18 protein-coding genes are annotated in these 17727 nt (G+C 69.7%); 8 read left to right on the top strand and 10 right to left on the bottom strand.

Features of this window, described 5'->3' with window-relative positions; all coding sequences use genetic code 11:
- The first annotated feature begins 58 nt into the window (after positions 1–58).
- Both KALB_RS07755 and KALB_RS07750 read left to right on the top strand, forming a co-directional pair.
- Complete coding sequence (locus KALB_RS07755; protein ID WP_025355157.1) at positions 59–820, top strand: exonuclease domain-containing protein; 762 nt, start codon at positions 59–61, stop codon at positions 818–820.
- 90 nt (positions 821–910) lie between these two features.
- Positions 911–1378: a DUF4262 domain-containing protein gene (locus KALB_RS07750; protein WP_025355156.1), complete on the top strand. Its 468-nt coding sequence runs from the start codon at positions 911–913 to the stop codon at positions 1376–1378.
- 32 nt (positions 1379–1410) lie between these two features.
- Here the strand turns inward: KALB_RS07750 and KALB_RS07745 are convergent, their stop codons facing one another.
- Together KALB_RS07745 and KALB_RS07740 are read right to left on the bottom strand one after the other, a co-directional pair.
- Positions 1411–2283 (bottom strand): IS5 family transposase, encoded by an 873-nt coding sequence (locus KALB_RS07745; RefSeq protein ID WP_025355155.1) that lies wholly within the window; start codon positions 2281–2283, stop codon positions 1411–1413.
- A 143-nt stretch (positions 2284–2426) separates the two neighbouring features.
- Positions 2427–2765, bottom strand: a complete 339-nt coding sequence (locus KALB_RS07740) for a hypothetical protein (RefSeq protein WP_025355154.1) — start codon at positions 2763–2765, stop codon at positions 2427–2429.
- A gap of 67 nt (positions 2766–2832) precedes the next feature.
- Between KALB_RS07740 and KALB_RS46390 the strand changes: the two genes are divergently transcribed.
- Positions 2833–3234, top strand: a complete 402-nt coding sequence (locus tag KALB_RS46390; RefSeq protein ID WP_025355153.1) for a hypothetical protein — start codon at positions 2833–2835, stop codon at positions 3232–3234.
- On the opposite strand, the gene KALB_RS07730 is transcribed toward KALB_RS46390, so the two are convergent.
- The 5 genes from KALB_RS07730 to KALB_RS07710 form a co-directional block, all read right to left on the bottom strand.
- Positions 3193–4383, bottom strand: a complete 1191-nt coding sequence (locus KALB_RS07730; RefSeq protein ID WP_025355152.1) for an MFS transporter — start codon at positions 4381–4383, stop codon at positions 3193–3195. The two genes, KALB_RS46390 and KALB_RS07730, sit on opposite strands and share 42 nt — an antisense overlap.
- 58 nt (positions 4384–4441) lie before the next feature.
- A complete protein-coding gene (locus KALB_RS07725) occupies positions 4442–5254 on the bottom strand; it encodes an ABC transporter ATP-binding protein (RefSeq protein WP_025355151.1) in 813 nt (270 codons plus the stop codon).
- A 28-nt stretch (positions 5255–5282) separates the two neighbouring features.
- On the bottom strand, positions 5283–6836 hold the full coding sequence (locus tag KALB_RS07720) for an amidohydrolase (RefSeq protein WP_025355150.1): 1554 nt from the start codon (positions 6834–6836) through the stop codon (positions 5283–5285).
- A gap of 125 nt (positions 6837–6961) precedes the next feature.
- Positions 6962–7171, bottom strand: coding sequence for an MbtH family protein (locus tag KALB_RS07715; RefSeq protein ID WP_025355149.1), 210 nt, complete (start codon positions 7169–7171; stop codon positions 6962–6964).
- Between the two features lie 34 nt (positions 7172–7205).
- Positions 7206–8552 carry a lysine N(6)-hydroxylase/L-ornithine N(5)-oxygenase family protein gene (locus KALB_RS07710; RefSeq protein WP_025355148.1) on the bottom strand — a complete coding sequence of 449 codons (1347 nt, stop codon included), beginning with the start codon at positions 8550–8552 and terminating at the stop codon, positions 7206–7208.
- A 137-nt stretch (positions 8553–8689) separates the two neighbouring features.
- Here KALB_RS07710 and KALB_RS07705 point away from each other — a divergent pair, with 137 nt between their 5' ends.
- The 3 genes from KALB_RS07705 to KALB_RS07695 all read left to right on the top strand — a co-directional run bounded on the left by KALB_RS07705 (position 8690) and on the right by KALB_RS07695 (position 12129).
- Positions 8690–9637 carry a methionyl-tRNA formyltransferase gene (locus KALB_RS07705; RefSeq protein ID WP_025355147.1) on the top strand — a complete coding sequence of 316 codons (948 nt, stop codon included), beginning with the start codon at positions 8690–8692 and terminating at the stop codon, positions 9635–9637.
- A gap of 97 nt (positions 9638–9734) precedes the next feature.
- The gene (locus KALB_RS07700) at positions 9735–10637 is read left to right on the top strand and encodes a carbohydrate kinase family protein (RefSeq protein WP_025355146.1); all 903 of its coding nucleotides are present in this window, start codon (positions 9735–9737) and stop codon (positions 10635–10637) included.
- 265 nt (positions 10638–10902) lie between these two features.
- Positions 10903–12129, top strand: a complete 1227-nt coding sequence (locus tag KALB_RS07695) for a choice-of-anchor A family protein (protein ID WP_025355145.1) — start codon at positions 10903–10905, stop codon at positions 12127–12129.
- A 61-nt stretch (positions 12130–12190) separates the two neighbouring features.
- On the opposite strand, the gene KALB_RS48455 is transcribed toward KALB_RS07695, so the two are convergent.
- Complete coding sequence (locus KALB_RS48455; protein ID WP_025355144.1) at positions 12191–12655, bottom strand: hypothetical protein; 465 nt, start codon at positions 12653–12655, stop codon at positions 12191–12193.
- Between the two features lie 222 nt (positions 12656–12877).
- Between KALB_RS48455 and KALB_RS43720 the strand changes: the two genes are divergently transcribed.
- Positions 12878–13783 carry a hypothetical protein gene (locus KALB_RS43720; RefSeq protein WP_148309396.1) on the top strand — a complete coding sequence of 302 codons (906 nt, stop codon included), beginning with the start codon at positions 12878–12880 and terminating at the stop codon, positions 13781–13783.
- On the opposite strand, the gene KALB_RS07680 is transcribed toward KALB_RS43720, so the two are convergent.
- Positions 13753–15750: an NB-ARC domain-containing protein gene (locus KALB_RS07680; RefSeq protein ID WP_025355142.1), complete on the bottom strand. Its 1998-nt coding sequence runs from the start codon at positions 15748–15750 to the stop codon at positions 13753–13755. The genes KALB_RS43720 and KALB_RS07680 overlap by 31 nt on opposite strands.
- Before the next feature lie 198 nt (positions 15751–15948).
- Between KALB_RS07680 and KALB_RS07675 the strand changes: the two genes are divergently transcribed.
- Positions 15949–17235: an MFS transporter gene (locus KALB_RS07675; RefSeq protein ID WP_030111225.1), complete on the top strand. Its 1287-nt coding sequence runs from the start codon at positions 15949–15951 to the stop codon at positions 17233–17235.
- Between the two features lie 9 nt (positions 17236–17244).
- Here the strand turns inward: KALB_RS07675 and KALB_RS07670 are convergent, their stop codons facing one another.
- A complete protein-coding gene (locus tag KALB_RS07670; protein ID WP_030111224.1) occupies positions 17245–17712 on the bottom strand; it encodes a vitamin K epoxide reductase family protein in 468 nt (155 codons plus the stop codon).
- Positions 17713–17727: the final 15 nt, after the last annotated feature.

The following is a 17727-nucleotide window of genomic DNA, read 5'->3' as shown; positions in this document are numbered from 1 at the left end:
CGCGCGTGACGCAGGACACCGTGACCTCCGGTCCGGACCTGGTCGCTACCGTGCCCGTATGACCTCCTGGGCCGATGGACCGCTGCTGGCTTTCGATCTGGAGACGACCGGGACGGACCCGGCGACCGACCGTGTGGTGACCGCCACGGTGATCTCCATCGAACCGGGCCGCCAACCCCGGGTGCTGAGCTGGCTGGCGTCCCCGGGGGTGCCGATCCCGCCGGAGGCCACCGAGGTGCACCGGATCACCGACGAGTACGCCCGCGAGCACGGCAGGGACGCCGCGACGGTGATCTCCGAGGTGACGGCGGCCCTGGCCGCGAAGTGGTCGGCGGACACTCCGCTGTGCGCGTTCAACGCCTCCTTCGACCTGTCGATGCTGCACGCCGAACTGCGCCGCCACCACCAGCGCGATCTCGTACTGGCGGGCCCCGTGGTCGACCCGCACTGCATCGACCGCCAGCTCGACCGGTACCGCAAGGGCAAGCGCACACTGGCCGCGCTGTGCGAGCACCACCGGGTGCGGCTGGACGACGCGCACAGCTCGGCCGGTGACGCGCTGGCCACCGCCCGGCTCGCCTGGCGGCTGGCCCGGACCTATCCCGACCAGGTCGGCGGCGTGGCGCTGGCGGAGTTGCACGCCTTGCAGGTCGGCTGGCACCGCGACCAGCAGCAGGACTTCGCCAACTACCTGGACCGCCTCGCCCGCCAGGCGGAGGACCCCGCAGAGGCCGAGAAGCTGCGGCTGCGCGCGGAGGGCGTGCGCGCCGAGGCACAGGGCTGGCCGCTGCGCACTGGCGAGACAACCTCCTTTCAGTAGAAGGGAAAGGTCCTCCGTCCACATGAGATCAACTTGCTTGTCGGGGGTCCGGGGCACAGTGGGTGTGACCACCGACATCGAGGAGTGCTCATGTGTTGGCAGTGCGACCACCCCGACCTCACCTTCGAGGACTACCTGAACCGGATCAGGCAGATCATCCACACCCGGGGATGGGCGGTGCAGTACGTGGAGCAGCACGAGGCGAGCCCGCCGTGGGCCTACACCGTCGGCCTCACCGAGCACGGCAGGCCGGAACTGGTGCTCACCGGTGGGACTGCCGAGTTCTCGGCGGCTCTGCTGAACGTGGTGGGCGGGCACCTGCTGCACGCCGAGCCACCCGATCCCGGCGAACAGTTGCGGTTCGACGACGGCACACTGGTGGAGGTCGTGGCGGTCACTGAACCGGCGGCACACCTCAACGTCGCGGCGGCTATGTACGGGGACGACATCCAGGCGCTGCAACTGGTCCACGCGGACGGACGGGGACAGTGGCCGTGGGATGCCGACTATCGCGGCGGTCGAGGTGGCCAACCGGTGCTGGGCGAGCGTCACCGGTGAGCGGCCAGGAGTTGTCAGTGCCCGTTTCTGATCTACAGGGTCTGTGTCAATCGGCGGCTGGTGATGCGGATCATGGCCCAGCGGACCATCGCTTCGTGGTGGTGTGGAAGTCGTTCGTAGTCACGGACACAGCGGCGGTGACCGGTGATCCACGCCAGGCTCCGCTCCACCACCCAGCGGCGGGGCAGCACCGTGAAGTGGGGCAGGTCGGGGCGTTTGACGATCTCCACCACCACGCCGAGCGCTTGTCGCGCCCAGTCCAGCAAGGTGCCGGTGTAGCCGCCGTCGGCCCATACCAACCGGATCCGGTCGCCGACCGTGGCACCCAGTCGCAGCAGCAGTGCGCGGGCGGCGACCCGGTCCTGGATCGAGGCCGGGGTCACCAGCACCGCCAGCACGAACCCGACGGTGTCCACCACGATATGGCGCTTGCGGCCGTTGACCTTCTTGCCCGCGTCCCACCCGCGAGTGGCCCGTCCCACGGTCTCGGCCGCGCGGACCGACTGCGAGTCGATCACCGCCGCTGACGGCGCCGCCACCCGGCCCTCCGCCAGCCGGGCACGGTCCCGCAGCCCGTCCAGGATCCGCTGCGTCGCACCGGATTTCTCCCACAGGGCGAACCGTTTGTAGACCGTCGGCCAGGGCGGGAAGTCCGCCGGCAGCGCACGCCACTTGATGCCGTTGTCCACCAGGTACAAGATCGCGTCCACGATCACCCGGCGGCAGTGCCGCTCTCGACGGCCACCCCGGCCACCCAGCCAGGCCGGATCCGGCAGCAGTGGGTCCAACACCGCCCACTGCGCGTCGGTGACATCCGAGGGATACCGGTTGGCACGCCGTGTGGGCTGGTGGGTTGCGGCCAGCCGGCAGCACGAGGCACCCGCGGTGGCATCGCCCGCGGGCATCGGGCACGATAGCAATGGAACTCCTGGCGGAACGGCGCTTCGACAACGTCCGATCTACCAGGAGTTCCCCTGTCTCGTCACCCACCTTCACACCCGGCCCTCAGTTCGAAAACGGGCACTCAGACCCCCTCGCTACGGTCGGTTCATGAGTTGTGAACCGACGGTGTGGGAGAACTGGGCTCCGAGTACAGGAACGGGGAGCCCGGGCGTTCGGGCACCCAGCCGCGGGCCAGGGCGGCCCGGATGGCTACAGCGACCTGGCTGGGCAGCACCGAGGGGGCGGGGAGGCTGAGCCAGTTGTCGGGGCGCGGGTGCCCGGTGTCGACCACGAGCGTGCAGCGCGGTGCGGCGGGCAGGTCGACGGCGTAGGACATGGTGCCCCAGCCGTTGCCCTGACAGTAGGTGGGCCGCTTGCGGATCCGCCACCGGTAGGTGACGCCGTCCACCACGACGCGTCGCGATCCTTTGCCAGTCAGCGCCACGCCCGGACAGTAGTACGCGCATCGCTTGCCGGGTAACGAGTTTTCCGGTGCGGCCGATGGGTGCGTTATGACGGGCGAGGTGGAGCTGGTCGCGCTGGGGGAACGGTTCGCCTGTGACATGCACAGGGGGCTGTTGGAACTGGCACGGCTGGGGTACGACGCGACGCTGTTCCGGCAGATGCTGGACAAGCACGGTGCGGTCGAGGCCGCGCGCAGGTTGGTGCTGGCGAAGGACCCGTCCTACGGGCTGTGCAAGCTCAAGACGCTGGGGCGGCTGGACATGAGCGTGGAGATGTGGGTCCTGCTGCCCTGGTACGGGCCGCTGTTCGGGCCGGAGGTCCGCGAGCAGGCCGAGCGCAAGCTACGGCTGCTGGAGGTGGACCTCGAGCCCGAACTGCACAACCTGATCCACCGGGAGGACCCGACCTCAGGCGGTGACAACGGTGTCGCGGCGGCTGCGGACCAGTGAGACCGAGCCCGCGGCGAATGCGGCGACGAACGCGAACACGTAGAAGCCCCACGGGTAGGCGATGCCCGCCGAGAGCAACCAACCCCCGACCAGCGGGCCGGTGATCGCGCCGAGCCGCCCGACGCCCGCGGCCCACCCGAGGGCGGTGGCGCGACTGTTCTGCGGGTAGACCCGCGCGACGTAGGCGTAGACGAGCACCTGGGCGCTGAACACGAAGGCGCCGGAAAGGAACACGGCCATGTACAACCCGTACACCGGCAACCGCACGCTGAGCAGGGCCAGGAACAGCACGGCGGCGGCGAACCAGGCGATGGTGGGGCGGCGCAGCCCGGCCCGGTCGGCGACCCGCCCGGCGACCAGCAGGCCGACCACTCCGCCGAAGTTGAGCGTGAGCAGCAGAGCCAGACCCGTGTCCATCGCGTACCCGGCCTGCCGCATGATCTCCGGCAACCAGGTGTTGAGGCCGTAGACCAGCACCAGGCCCATGAAGGAGGTGACCCAGAAGGCCAGGGTGGCCAGCAGCACGCGGCCGCGGAACAGCGAGGCGACCGCCTCCGCGGAACGCACGGGCTGGCCGGTGGAACGCGACTCGGGCAGGTGGCGCAGCATCAGCGGCACCAGCACCAGGGCGGGCAGCGCGCCGATCACGAACATGGCGTGCCAGCTCAGCTGCGGCAGCACCACCAGGCCGAGCAGGGCGGTGAGCATCGCGCCGACGTGGTATCCGGTCATGATCGTCGTGGTGGCGCTGCTGCTGCGACCGCGGTCCGCGTAGTGCTCGCTGACCAGCGTGATGGCGGTGGGCAGGCAGCCGCCCAGACCGAGCCCGGCCAGCAGCCGCAGTGCGCCGAACACCAACGCGGAGGGGGCCACCGCGCACAGCGCCGTGCACACCGAGAAGATCGCCACCGCGATGATCAGCGCCCGCCGCCTGCCGATGACGTCGGTGACGGTGCCGATGGCCAGCGCCCCCAGGGTCATGCCGACCAGTCCGGCGCTGGACACCAGACCGGCGGTCGCCGGGGTCAGCCCCCACACGTGCCCGGCCAGCAGCGCGGGCAGCACGGTGCCGAGCACCACGAGGTCGAAGCCGTCCAACAGCACGGCGGTCCAGCACAGCGGCAACACCCAGGAGCGGTCTGGTCTCACAGTGGCCTCCGTTCGCATAGCGCACAGCAATGCACTATGCGAACGAGTGTAATCGCGGTCACGGCATGAGGACAGCCCTCTCCGCGCGTTGCCGTCGGGCGGGCACCACCATCGGCGTGTCCGACTCCGGGTCGGTCACGATCCGGCAGCGCAGCCCGAACACCTCCTGGACCAGTTCGGCGCTCATCACCTCGGCGGGCGGACCCTGCGCGGCGACCACCCCACCGGGCCGCAGCACGACCAGGTGCGAGGCGTACCGGCACGCCTGGTTGAGGTCGTGCAGCACGGCGATCACGGTGTGCCCGTTGTCCTCGTGCAGGTCCGCGCAGAGGTCGAGCACCTCGATCTGGTGCGCGATGTCCAGGAAGGTGGTGGGCTCGTCCAACAGCAGGATCGAGGTCTGCTGGGCGAGCACCATGGCCAGCCACACGCGCTGGCGCTGGCCCCCGGACAGCTCGTCGACCACCCGGTCGGCCAACTCGTGCACCCCGGTGCGGCGCATCACGGCGTTGACCACGGCCTCGTCCTGCTCGGACCACTGGCGCAGCAGCCGCTGGTGCGGGAACCTGCCTCGCGAGACCAGGTCGGCGACGGTGATGCCGCCGGGCACCGTGGAGGACTGGGGCAGCAGGCCGAGCATGCGCGCCACCTCCTTGGAGCGGTACGAGGAGATGGCCTTGCCGTCCAGGTGCACCACGCCCTGCAACGGCTTGAGCATCCGTGCCAGCGTCTTGAGCAGAGTGGACTTGCCGCACGCGTTCGGCCCAATGATCACGGTGAAGGACCCGTCCGGGATGTGCACGCTCAACTCGGTGGCCACCACCCGGCTGTCGTAGGCCAGGGTGAGGTTCTCCGCCTGCAAGCGGGTCATCGTGTTGTCTCCCAAGCGACTTGCGTTGCTACTGGTTCTCCTGGCCCGCCACGTACGTGCGCAGGACTTCGATGTCACCGATACGCGAGGCCTCGACCACCCTCGGGTCCTCGGCCAGCACCGCGAAATCGGCGTGCTTGCCCGGCGCGATGCTGCCCAGCGACCGCTCCCAGTTGCAGGCGTGCGCGGCGTTGACCGTATAGGCCCGCAACGCCTCCAGCACGCCGATGCCCTCGGAAGGACCGACCTTCAGCCCCCGCTCGGTGCGCCGCTCCACCATGAACTGGATCGCGCGCAGCGGGGCACCGATCGTCACCGGCCGGTCCGAACTGCCTACCAGCGGCACACCGTGGTCGAGGAAGCCCCTGCCCCGGTACAGCCAGGGCGCCCGCGACTCGCCCATGATCGCCGCGTAGTCGTCACCGAGGTACCACAGGAAGTTCGGCTGCACCACGGCCGCCGCACCCACCGAGGCGAACCGGGCCAGTTGGTCGTCGCGGACCAGCCCCGCGTGCTCGATCCTGTGGCGCGCAAGCGGTCGCGGGCAGATGCGCTGGGCCTGCTCCAGCGAGTCGAGCGCGAGGTCCACGGCCCGGTCGCCGATCGCGTGGATGGCCAGTTGCCACCCGGCGCGGTGCCCGTCGAGCACGACCTGCCTGAGTAACTCGGGCTCGTCATAGAACTGTCCACTGTGGTCCAGACCGACGTACGGCTCGGTGAGGGCGGCGGTCCTGGCCATCATGCCGCCGTCGGTGAAGATCTTCAGCGCGCCGATGGACAGCCGGTCACCGCCGAACCCGGTGCGCAGCCCCAGGTCCAGCGCGCGCGGGATGTCGTCGGTGACGTGCGCCGCGACCGGGTGCAACGCGTTGCCCGCAACCATCAGCTGTACGCGCACGGGCAACCGGTCGGCGGCCAGCGCCGCCTGGTAGGCAGCCAACTCGACCGGGCTGTGCGTGATCAGCCCGCCGCCGATGCCCGCTTCGGCGCAGGCGGTGACGCCCTCGGAGCGACAGGTCCGGGCCGCGTGCTCGATCGCGTCGACCAGTTCGCTGATCGAGTACGGCTGGCGCAGCTCGCGGACCGCGGCCATACCGCTCTCCGCCAGCAGCCCGTCCTCATGACTGGTCCCCTGCGGCAACTGGGCGAGCACCGCGCTGTTGACCACGCAGGCGTGCCCCGAGTTGTGGCTGACGATCACCCTGCGCCCACCGCTGACCGAGTCGAGTTCGGCGGCGGTCAGATGGCGGCCGTAGGGGCGCTGGTCGTAGCCGGCGATGTCCACCCAGTCGGTGCCCGGCGCGTCCCGGATCACCGCCAGCGCCTCGGCCAGGCTCTCGCACTCCGCGATGCTGACCGTGCACGCCTTGAGCCCGGCCCAGGCCAGGTGCACGTGCGCGTCGATGAACCCGGGCAGCACCGTGGCCCCGCGCAGGTCGACCACCTCGCGCGCGGGCAGGGCGGCGATCTCCTCGTCCAGGCCGAGCACCCGGCCCTGCCAGACACCGATCTCCCGCGCACTCGGCCGATCGGTGTCGAGCGTGAGGACGTTGGCGTTGACCAACCGCAAGTCGAGCTTCACAACCCAGTCTCCGTCCCGTCCGGCACGTTCAGCCCCAGGTTGGTCAGCCTAGCCTTACCTACCCTCGTTTGCCTTGCCCCACAAGGGTTCCGGCGGCACCGAGGGCTGGGCCACTCGGCCGCGCCTCACTCGCCCATCTGCTCGCGCAGGCTGCGCGGCCGCAGATCGGTCCAGTGCGACTCCACGTAGGCCAGGCAGGCCTCCCGCGTGTCCTCACCGAACACCTGCCGCCAGCCCGCGGGAACGTCCACAAAGGACGGCCACAGCGAGTGCTGGTCCTCCTCGTTGACCAGCACCAGGTAGCGGCCGTCAGGATCCTCGAACGGATTGGTCATGACCCGATCCTGTCTCTGTGTGCGGCAAGCGGGCTCAGCGCACACCCAGCACGCTGGCCACGCGGTCCTGCCTCGGCACGGTGGCGATCTGCCGCGTGGCGACCACCGATCCGAGGATCTGCCCCGCGCGCACCGCCGTGTTGGACAGCAGCGAGGAGGTGATGCCGTGGCTGTGCTCGGTGCCGCCCTGCAGGAAAACCCCGGCGCGCAACTGCGGCGCACCCAGCACGCGGTAGTCGCGGCCGACCTTGGGACGGCGCTGCTCGTCGAACTGGCACAGCGCGGCCGTGGGGCCGAGCAGGGAGAGCGGATCGGCGGGGCGGTAGCCGGTCGCGTACACGACCACGTCCGCCTCGAGCACCGTGGAACCGTTGCCCACCAAGGACTCCACGGTGACTCTCACGTGTTCGCCGGTGTCCACCAACTCGGCGACCCGGGAGATGTTGAACATCCGCAGGCGCTGCACGCCGAGCACCTTCTCCCGGTACACCCTGCGGTACAGCTCCTCGATCAGGTCGGTGTCGACCACCGAGTAGTTGGTGTTCGCGTGGTAGTCGACGAGCCTGCGCTTGACCTCGTCGGGCGCATCGTAGAAGTCGTCCACGGCGGCCGGGTCGAAGATCCGGTTGGCGAACGGGCTGTCGTCGGCCGGGCTGTAGCCGTAACGGCCGAACACCGAGCAGACCTGGCTACGCGGGAAGCGCTCGTGCAGCAGGGCGGTGACCTCGGCCGCGCTCTGCCCGGCCCCCACCACTACGAAGCGGGTCGGGTCGGTCTCCCCGAACGCGGCGAGCCGGTGCAGCATCTCGCTGTTGTGCCACACGCGTTCACCGCTGGTGACGCCCGCGGGAAGGCTGGGCCGCAACCCCGTTGCCAGCACCAGGTTGCGCGCGCGGTAGGTGGCCTGCTCACCGCCGTCGAGGCTCGCCGTCACGTCGAAGTACTCGACCGCTCCCGCCCGGGTGACGGGGCTGACCGCCACGACCTCGCTGCCGTAGGACACCAGGTCGTCCACCATCGCGGCGGACCACTCGAAGTACTGGTGGAACTCAACCCGCAGCGGGAACAGGTTCTTGTGGTTGATGAAGTCCACGAGCCTGCCGTTGCCGTGCAGGAAGTTCAGAAAGCTGAAGGAACTGGTCGGGTTGCGCATGGTGACCAGGTCCTTGAGGAAGGACACCTGCATGGTGGCGTCCTCCAGCAGCATGCCCCGGTGCCAGCCGAACCTCGGTTGACGCTCCAGGAACTGCGCGGTCACCGGTTGCGTGGCCGCCGCGTTGTGCTCGGTCAGCGCGATTGCCAGCGCCAGGTTGGACGGACCGAAACCGACCCCGACGAGGTCGTAGACGGGAACCTCGCCATCGGGCGCTAGCTGTGACATCCCTGTCCCCTCGGTGATCCCCACAACGGTGAAGGCTACCCTAAGTTAGGCAAGCCAGGCCTAACACCATAGAACCGGTGTGACCTTCACCGCCAGAGGGCTGGCGGGGTCCCCACCCCACAACCGAAGGAGTCTTGATGCGGGTCGTCCTGTTCGGCTACCAGACCTGGGGGCACCGAACCCTCCAGGCGCTGCTGGACTCCGACCACGAGGTCGTGCTGGTGGTCACCCATCCGCGCAGCGAGCACGCCTACGAGAAGATCTGGTCAGACTCCGTGGCCGATCTCGCCGCCGAGCACGGGGTACCCGCGCTGATCCGGGACCGGCTGGGCGACGAGGAGCTGATGAGCCGGCTCAAGGAGGTCGAGCCGGACCTCATCGTGGCGAACAACTGGCGCACCTGGATCCCGCCGGAGATCTTCACCCTGCCCCGGCACGGCACGCTCAACGTGCACGACTCGCTGCTGCCCGCCTACGCGGGCTTCTCGCCGCTGATCTGGGCACTGATCAACGGCGAGCCCGAGGTGGGCGTCACGGCGCACATGATGGACGAGGTGCTCGACGCGGGCGACATCGTGTTGCAGCGCTCGGTCCCGGTCGGCCCCACCGACACCACCACGGACCTGTTCCACAAGACCGTGGACCTGATCGGCCCGATCACCGTGGACGCGCTGGACCTGATCGCGCAGGGCCGCACCGACTGGACCCCGCAGGACCGCAGCAAGGCCAGCTTCTTCCACAAGCGGTCCATTGAGGACTCGCGCATCGACTGGACCTGGACCGCCGAGGAGATCGAGCGGCTGGTCCGCGCCCAGTCCGACCCCTACCCCAACGCCTTCACCTACCACCGGGGCAAGCCGCTGCGGATCACCAAGGCCTCGGTCTCGCTCGCCTACTACGGGGGTACCCCGGGCCGGATCTTCATCCGCGAGGGCGACGGGGTGGTCATCGTCGCCGGGGTCGAAGCGCGCCGGGGCCGCAGCCGCGGACTGGTCATCGAGCGGGTCCGCACCGAGGACGGCACGGAGCTGCCCGCCACGGAGTACTTCCGCACCATGGGCGGCTACCTGACCGCCCGGCCCTGAACGCGGATTTCACTCAGCGCAGCACGAGAGTCTACATCGTGTAACCAAACGGTCGCGAAGATGGAGCTGCACCTGGCCTAGGGCTATAAGTGGCCAGGTGCAGCCCTCGCAGCAGGACACCCGCGTACTGGTCGCGGGGAGCGTGAGCCCCGACCACCAACTGGCCGCCGAATCGACGAGTCGATCGGTGGCCGGCGGCGGGCACGCGGGGCGCAGCGCGGCGACCCTGGCCAGGCTGGGCACGCGGCCGAGCCTGTTCTCCGCGGTGGGCGACGACCAGGAGGACCTCGAACTGGTCACCGAACTCGACCAGTTGGGCATCGACACCTCAACCCTGCTGACAGTGCCCGGTGCACGCGCCAACCAGGTGGTCATCCCGACCTTCTCCGGGCGCAGCTTCGTGCTGACCTCGCGAGACCCCGCTGAGCGCATGGGCATCGAGGAGTGCCGCCGACTGCCACCGCTGCGCCAGTTCGCCGCGGCCCTGGTGTGCGACCCCAGCGCGACCGTGATCCTCTGGACGCTCGCCGCTGCCCGGGCTGCGCGGGTGCCCACCGTGTGGAAGCCGACCGGCTTGTTCGCGAACTCGCCCTGGTTCCGCTCCGCGGCGGCCTCCGCCGACGTGTTGCAGCTCAACGCGAACCAGTACAGCGCGGCGTTCGGCCCGGATGCCGATCCTGGCCCCGTCAGGCAGTTGCTCGGCGTGGCCTGCCTGGTCATCACCGCGGGCCACAGCGGCGCGGTGGTGGTCACCGAAGAGGGCGTCGGCGAGTTCGAGGGCTACGAGGAGGAACTGCTCGATCCCGGTGCGGCGGCCGACGGGTTCGCCGCCGCGTTCACCGCCGTGATCGCCGTCTCGGCCGGTGTGGATCTCGCAACCAGGGCGGGATGCCTGGCGGGCACGATTCTCGCCGCCGAGGAACCTCTTCCTGACCTGGGAGAACTGCTGGACCGCGTGTTGCCGGACAGCAAAAACGTGAGGCGCGCCACACGCGACTGACCTCGCCGAAGCGCCACCCAAACGGACAGAACGGACGGGCGGCCGATCACAGTTCTGTGACGGCGTCCTCAAAACTGTCACCCCAATTAGGGGTAGATCAACACGGGTCCTCACCCCCCAACAGACTACATAGAGTAGACCCCACTCACCCGTTCGGCCGTAGGTCACGTCCTCCTATAGTTCGCCGCGCCCTGGGGATCCGCGGCTGGGTTCACCGTCGTCTCCGCTTCCGCAGGCCCCATCCCTGACCATGATTCGAGGACTCATGACCAGTTTGAGGTTCGCCGCGGCGGCGGCGACCGCGCTGCTGATCGCGGTCGCGGGCAGTGCCCCGGCCTCCGCGACGGCAGGCGGCGAGCAGTGCGATTCGGCCGGTCTGGGCATCTCCGCCCAGTTCTCGGCGTTCGTCCAGCACGACGCGACCCTGCTGGGCACCGCGGCAGGCCGCGTGGCCGTGGGCGGCAACGCCGTGCTGGGCACCCCGATGGGCTTCCCTGGCCTGAGCGTGGGCGGCGGCGCGGCGGTGGACGCCGGCCGCGGCGACCTGCTGGTCGGCGGCAAGCTCGACGCGCACGGCGTGGTGCTGGAGAAGGGCGGCGCGTTCGTCGGCGGTCTGATCGGCCTGGCCACCGGCATCGCCGCCAAGGTGAGCGGGGCGGCCGTGGCCACCGCGGGCATCGGCGGCAAGCTCGACGTGGACGGTTCCTTCGCCGCGCTGACCGCCAAGGCCGACGCCTGGGCCAAGGTCAAGGTCAACGGCGCGGTCAAGCTGGACGGCGAAACCCTGGAACTGTCCGGCAGCGACAGCAAGCAAGTCGTCGTGGGGGTCACCGCCGCGCAGCTCGCGGTGGCCAAGGAGATCAGGATCAAGGCGCCGGTCGGTGCCACGGTGCTGGTCAACGTCGCCGGTGAGGCGTACGACGCGGTGGCCGCTGGACTGCGTTCGGTGCAGGTCTGGGACGGCCACGGCTGGGTCGGCGCGGGCGCCAAGGTCGGCGTGGTGTGGAACTTCGCCGCCGCCAAGAAGATCACCCTCGGCGGCGGCCTGTGGGTGGGCACCGTGCTGGCCCCGCGTGCCGAGGTCGGTTTCGGCCTGGGCATCGGGCTCGGCGTCTCCGGCGGCCTGATCGCCTCCTCGGTGCACACCGTCGTGGCCGTGGACCTGGGCGTGCTGGTCGGGTTCCCGGCCTGCCTGCCCGGTGGCGGCGGCACCGGTGGCGGTGGCGGCACCACCCCCGGCGGCTCCGGTGACGGCGGCAGCGGCAGCACCCCCGGCACCCCGGCCACCAACTCCTCGAGCGCGCCGAGCACCTCGGTGTCGGCCACGCCCAGCAGTTCGGCGGCACCCGTACCGCAGGCCCAGGCCACCGAGCCGCTGGCCTACACCGGCGCCAACGTCGTGTGGATCGCGGTCGCCGCGGCAGTGCTGCTCGGTCTCGGTGCGGGAGCGCTCATCCTGAGCAGGCGCAAGCGGGCCAAGCAGAACAGCTGAGCCTGACAACGTGGTGACCGGCGCCAGCCCTCCCAGCGCCGGTCACCACGTCCAGCACCGGCTATTGTGAGCTGGTGGGGTACCAGTCGACGGTCGGGCACTCCCACACCGTCCTGATGATCGTCAACACGGTGGCCTCGGCGAACCGGCTCCTGGACATCGTCGGCCTGTTCGACTCAGATCCCCGCGTGCAACTGGTGTTCAGCACCCCACCGAACTCGACCGTCACCGACGGGGTCGCCGAGGTGTTCGCGACTCTCGGTGTGCGCACCCTGGACTGGGGCTCGGTGCTGCGGACCCGGTTCGACCTGGCGATCACCGCCAACCACAGCGGCAGCCTGCACCAGGTGCGGGCCCCGGTCGTGGTGATCTCCCACGGAGTCGGGTACACGAAGAAGTCGCCCAGAGCCCAGAGCCCAGAGCCCAGAGCCCAGAGCCCAGAGCCCAGAGCCCAGCTTATGGCCTCTCCCGCGAGTGGCTGCTCCACGAGGGCGCGCTCGTCGCCGACACCCTCGTGCTCTCGCATGAGGAACAGCTGCACCGCCTCGCCGCAGCCGTTCCCGAGGCGACAGGATCCGCTGTTGTCGCCGGGGATCCCTGCTACGACAGGATCCTCGCCAGCACGACGCGCCGCAGAATCTTCCGCGAGGCACTCGGCTGCACGGATGACACCCGCCTGATCGTCACCACTTCGACCTGGCGCCAGGGATCAGCGTTCGGCGCGTGGCCCACGATGCTCCGGCAACTCATGGCCGAACTCTCCCCTGTGCACCACCGAGTCGCTGCCATCCTGCACCCGCACGTGTGGCACCAGCACAGTCCCTGGCAGGTCCGGACCTGGCTGGCCGACTGCCTGCGTGCGGGACTCGTGCTCATCCCTCCGCTGGAGGGGTGGCGGGCCGCGTTGATCGCCGCGGACGTCGTCGTGGGCGACCACGGTGCCGTCACCTGCTACGCGGCAGCCATGGGCAAACCCGTTGTGCTGGCAGCGTTCGACGAGGACGAGGTCGTCGCGGGCACCTCCGTGGCGCTGCTCGGCGAACTCGCGCCCAGGCTTGATCCGCACCAACCGCTGCTGCCACAGCTCGACGTGACCTCCGGCTATGAGCCAGTCCGCGAGCTGGTCACCTCCTTCCCCTTCCGCGCGGCGGAACTGCACCGTGAGCTGTTCTACCGCAAATTAGGACTGTCCGAACCGGACAGTCACCTCGTGCAGCCACTACTGCCCAGTGACGGGCTGTCCCCGGGTAGCGGCCCCCAGGCGCTCCTGGTGAGCGGCACCACAGAGCGCCTTCGCCTGCGTGCAGCCGACGTGCGCCCCTCCATGACTGGCGACTGCTTCCTCGCCGCGCACACCGATCACCCCGTGCGGTCCTTGCGCACCAACGCGGACGTTCTGTTCGGCACCGTCTCGGACGAGGAGCTGGCTGGCGTGCTCGACCGAACCCCGTCCAGCCTGATCGCGGTGTCCGAGACGACCGGTGTCGCACTCGTGCGCGGACACTCCCCCGTGCGCATCCTCGGGAGTGATCGGGTTGTCGGGGCGTGTGCGCTGCACGCCTGGCTGTCGGCTCACCCAAACGAACTGCCCGTAACGCTGGATGTGGACGTGGACGGACGTGCCTACCGCTTCGCGCTGCCCAGCCTGCGGTAGATCCCCTCCGCCTTGCCCAAGCTCTCCGGATCTCCCAGTGCCTGCAGGACCTCCGCCTGCTTGCGCAAGGATCCGTCTGCCGCGAACAACCGCTCGGCTTCAGTCAACTCACTGCGGGCCCGGTCCTGCTCACCCAGGGCAAGCAGTGCCCTCGCCAACTCGAGCCGTGTCTTGGCCTGATTGTCCCCTTCCGTTGTGCCGTCGAAGAATTCACGTGTGCGTTCAAGTACTTCCTTGGCATTCAAGGGATTGTGCGCAGCCAACCACGCACGTCCCCGCTGGAGGTCGAGCAGCGCGGCGACCCTCGGCCGCAACTCTGCCTCCACCTCGACCTGCTCGGACTGATCGAACAGGTCCAGCGCTGTCTGCGGGTCACCACCGCGCAGCGCGACCTTCCCCTGCCACTCCAAGGCACTCTGCTCACCTTGTGAGTGTCCACTGCTCCGTGCTGTCTCAAGGGAGAGCTGGAAGTGCCGCCCCGCCTCACCGAGCTCCCCGACGCCAAGGTACGCCGATCCGAGCTGAGAACTCAACCGCATGGCCGCCATCGGGTCATCGCAGCGCTGCGCCGCGTCCAGACCCACCTGGTGCGTGCCGATCCAGTCGTCGTAGTGGCCGTGCAGGTGGTAGAGGCCCCACAACGCCTCGCACAACTGCCACGCGAGGTCGAAGTGCCGCGCCTCCATCACGACGGGGACGAGCGAGGTGAGGTTCACTCGTTCGGTCTCCAGCCATCGCAGCGCGGCCTCCCGGTCGGCGTGGTCCGCGACCGGAACCCTCTGGTACAAGGGATTCACGCGTGGCCTGGTCGACAGCACCTTGTCGAAGGCGATGGTGCACTGCAGGTACCAGTTGCCCAGCCGCCCGATCACGACCGGGTCCGGTGGCCCCGAGACGCCGCGTGCGTGGTCCTGCGCCAAGTCGTGGAACCGGAATCGGTCACCGGGCAACTCTGTCAGCAATCCCGCTGTGGCCAAGGTGTCCAGCACATCGCCCGTGTCCTCAGCGTCCAGCGCGAGCACGCGCTCCGCCGCGGCAAGGGCGAATTCAGGCCCTGGGTGCCAGGCGAGGAGCCGGTAGGCCCGTGCGGCCTGCTCGGGCAAGCGCTGGAAGGCGAAGTCGAGGTGGTCCACCAACTGCAACTGCACCTCCCCGTCCAGTGCACGGAAACCGTGCTCCGCGACGCGGCCCAGGATCCGCGTGCGCTGGCGCGCGGTCTTGCCGACCAGCGACGCGGCCATCAACCGGATCGCGCCTGGGTAGCCGTAGCAGCTGCGCAACAGCGTCTGCTCGGACTCGGTGTCCAACTCGATCAGTTGCTCGGACAGGACCGCGGTGAGCAGTTCCTGCGCGTGGCCGGTGGCCAGCGGCGCCACCCGGATCAGCTGGAACCCCATGCCGTGCAGGCCCTGCGCGAGCCACCGGCTGGTGGCCACGACGGCGCACCCGGTCTCGCTCGGCACGAACGGCCGGACCTGACCGGGGCTGTGCACGTCGTCCAGGACGAACAGGACCTTCCTGCCCTGGCACACCGATCGCAGGTCGGCGGCGCGCTCCTCGGCTGTCGGCCGCAACTCCCCGGCCGGCACGCCCAGCGCGACGAGGGCGCTGCCCAGCGCCTCACCGCTCTCCACGAGCTCGTCCCGGCCGCACGACAGCCGCAGGTACACGATGCCGTCAGGGAAGAGGTGCTCGTTGCGCTTGGCCCACGCGCACGCGGTGCCGGTGGTGCCCACCCCACCCGGTCCGTAGAGGCAGACCAGCAACGGTCGATCCGCTTCGCGCGCACGGGAGAACACTGCGTCGAGCTGCTCGTGCACGTGGTACTGGTTGACGAACGGGTACGGCGGCGCCGGTGCCTCGTGTGGCAACCGGGACGGCCGCTCCCCCAAGTTGGCCACCAGTTGGTGGATGTCGCGGGCCTGGATCACCGGCCCGTGCACGGTGCCTGACAGGTCGTTGCCCACCCGGGCGAGGTTACCGGCACCGGCGCGACTCGGCCGCCGCTTCGCTCCTTCGGCGGGCGTGTCACGAATGCCGCCTTCGTGACATCTCGCCGGTGATCAGCCCCGCAGCACGCTGAGCTGGGTGAACGACCGTTGGACCGGGAACTCCTCAGTGGGATCGCATTGACTCGGGCCGAGGGCACGTCTCATTCTGCGGCCATGGAACGCACAGGGCGGGGCAGTGGGGTCAGCAGAGTGGTGGCTGCCGGGATCATCGGCACCACTGCGGAGTTCTACGACTTCTTCCTCTACGGCGCGGCGGCCGCCACCGTGTTCGGCCCGACGTTCTTCCCGCACTCCGACGGTTTACTCGGGGTGCTGGCCGCGCTGGTCACCTACGCGGTCGGTTTCCTCGCTCGTCCCGTGGGCGGGCTGGTGTTCGGCCACTTCGGCGACCGGGTGGGACGCAAGCGCTTGCTGGTGTTCAGCCTGCTGGGCATGGGCGGAGCGTCAACCCTGATCGGGCTGCTGCCCGGCTACGACCAGATCGGGGTGGCCGCTCCCATCCTGCTCACCCTGCTGCGACTGGTGCAGGGCTTCGCGCTGGGTGGGGAGTTCGGCGGAGCTGTGCTGCTCGTCTCCGAACACGGCGACAATCGCGGCCGGGGTCTGCGGGCGGCGTGGCCGCAGACCGGCGGGCCGCTGGGCAACCTGCTGGCCACTGGCGCGCTGGCAGCCACGGCGGGTTCGTGGAGCGGCGGCGAGGGGTGGCGGCTGCCGTTCCTCGCCTCCGCCCTGTTGGTGGTCATCGGCCTCTGGGTACGGCTGAGGGTGGCCGAGTCCCCGTTGTTCGCCGAGCGGCCGCGCACCGAACGAGCGCCGCTCACCCTGGCGCTGCGCAGGTACCCGCGTGAGTTGTTCTCCGTGTTCGCCGCCCGCGTTGGGGAGAACGCCACGTTCTACGTGTTCACCATCTTCCTGCTCGTGTACGCGACGAACATCGGCTTGCCCCGGTCCACCGCCACGCTGGCGGTGACCGTCGGTTCCGTGGTGCAGGTGCTCGCGATGGTGGCGGGTGGGGCGCTGTCCGACCGCTGGGGACGACGCCCGGTCGCGGTACTGGCGGCAGTCGCGGCAGCAGGCTGGGCGCTGGCGTTCTTCCCGTTGGTCACGAGTGGGCAGGTGGTGCTGGCGGTGGCTGGCGGCCTGCTCTGCCACGGAGTGCTCACCGGTGCCCAGTCAGCCTTCTACGCCGAACTGTTCGACACCAGCATCCGGTACTCCGGGGTGTCGCTGGGTTACCAGGCCGCCACCGTGCTGGCAGGTGCGGCCGCACCGCTGGTCGGTACGGCGATGCTGCAGGCCACCGGCTCAGCCCTGCCGGTGACCGCGCTGCTGGTGGGCTGTCTGGGACTGACCGTGGTCGGCATGCTGGTGGCCCCGGAGACCAGGGGCCGTGACCTGTCCGCGACCGTCGCCGACCGATTACCGACCGAGCACGCCTGAGCCCGCGGATCAGGCCGGGCGGGTGCGCAGTTCCGCGGTGAGGATCAGCGCGAACAGGGCGAGCGTGATCACGTGCACGCCGGTGCACCACTCGCAGATCTTGCCGATGATCGCCAGCTCGACGGTGACCAGGTAGACCACGAACAGCAGGCCGACGACCACTCCGCCCAGGCGCATCCAGCGCAGGGCGGGCAGCTCCGCGCGCCAGGCCCAGGGAGAGGTCAGCACGACCATGGGCACGAAGAACACCAAGCCCAGGACGGCGACCGGGATGCCGAAGATCACCGCCTCGGGGCTGTTCGTCACAGCCGCGCAGTCGATCATGGCGTTGACCGAGCAGATCAGGGTGGCGTCGTCGGTGTAGTGGCTGATCGTCATGTAGATCGCCACTGCGAGCCCGGCCAGGGACAACACCAGGGTGCCGTAGGTGAGCCACTTGGGTTGGGACGAGGTCACCGTCTCAGTACCAGCTGCCATTACCGCAGGATACGG

Origin of the sequence: Kutzneria viridogrisea DSM 43870, assembly GCF_000525635.1 — a bacterium.
Lineage (GTDB): Bacteria > Actinomycetota > Actinomycetes > Mycobacteriales > Pseudonocardiaceae > Kutzneria > Kutzneria viridogrisea.
The sequence above is the reverse complement of the archived record's forward strand: the minus strand, read 5'-3'. Positions and strand labels throughout refer to the sequence as shown.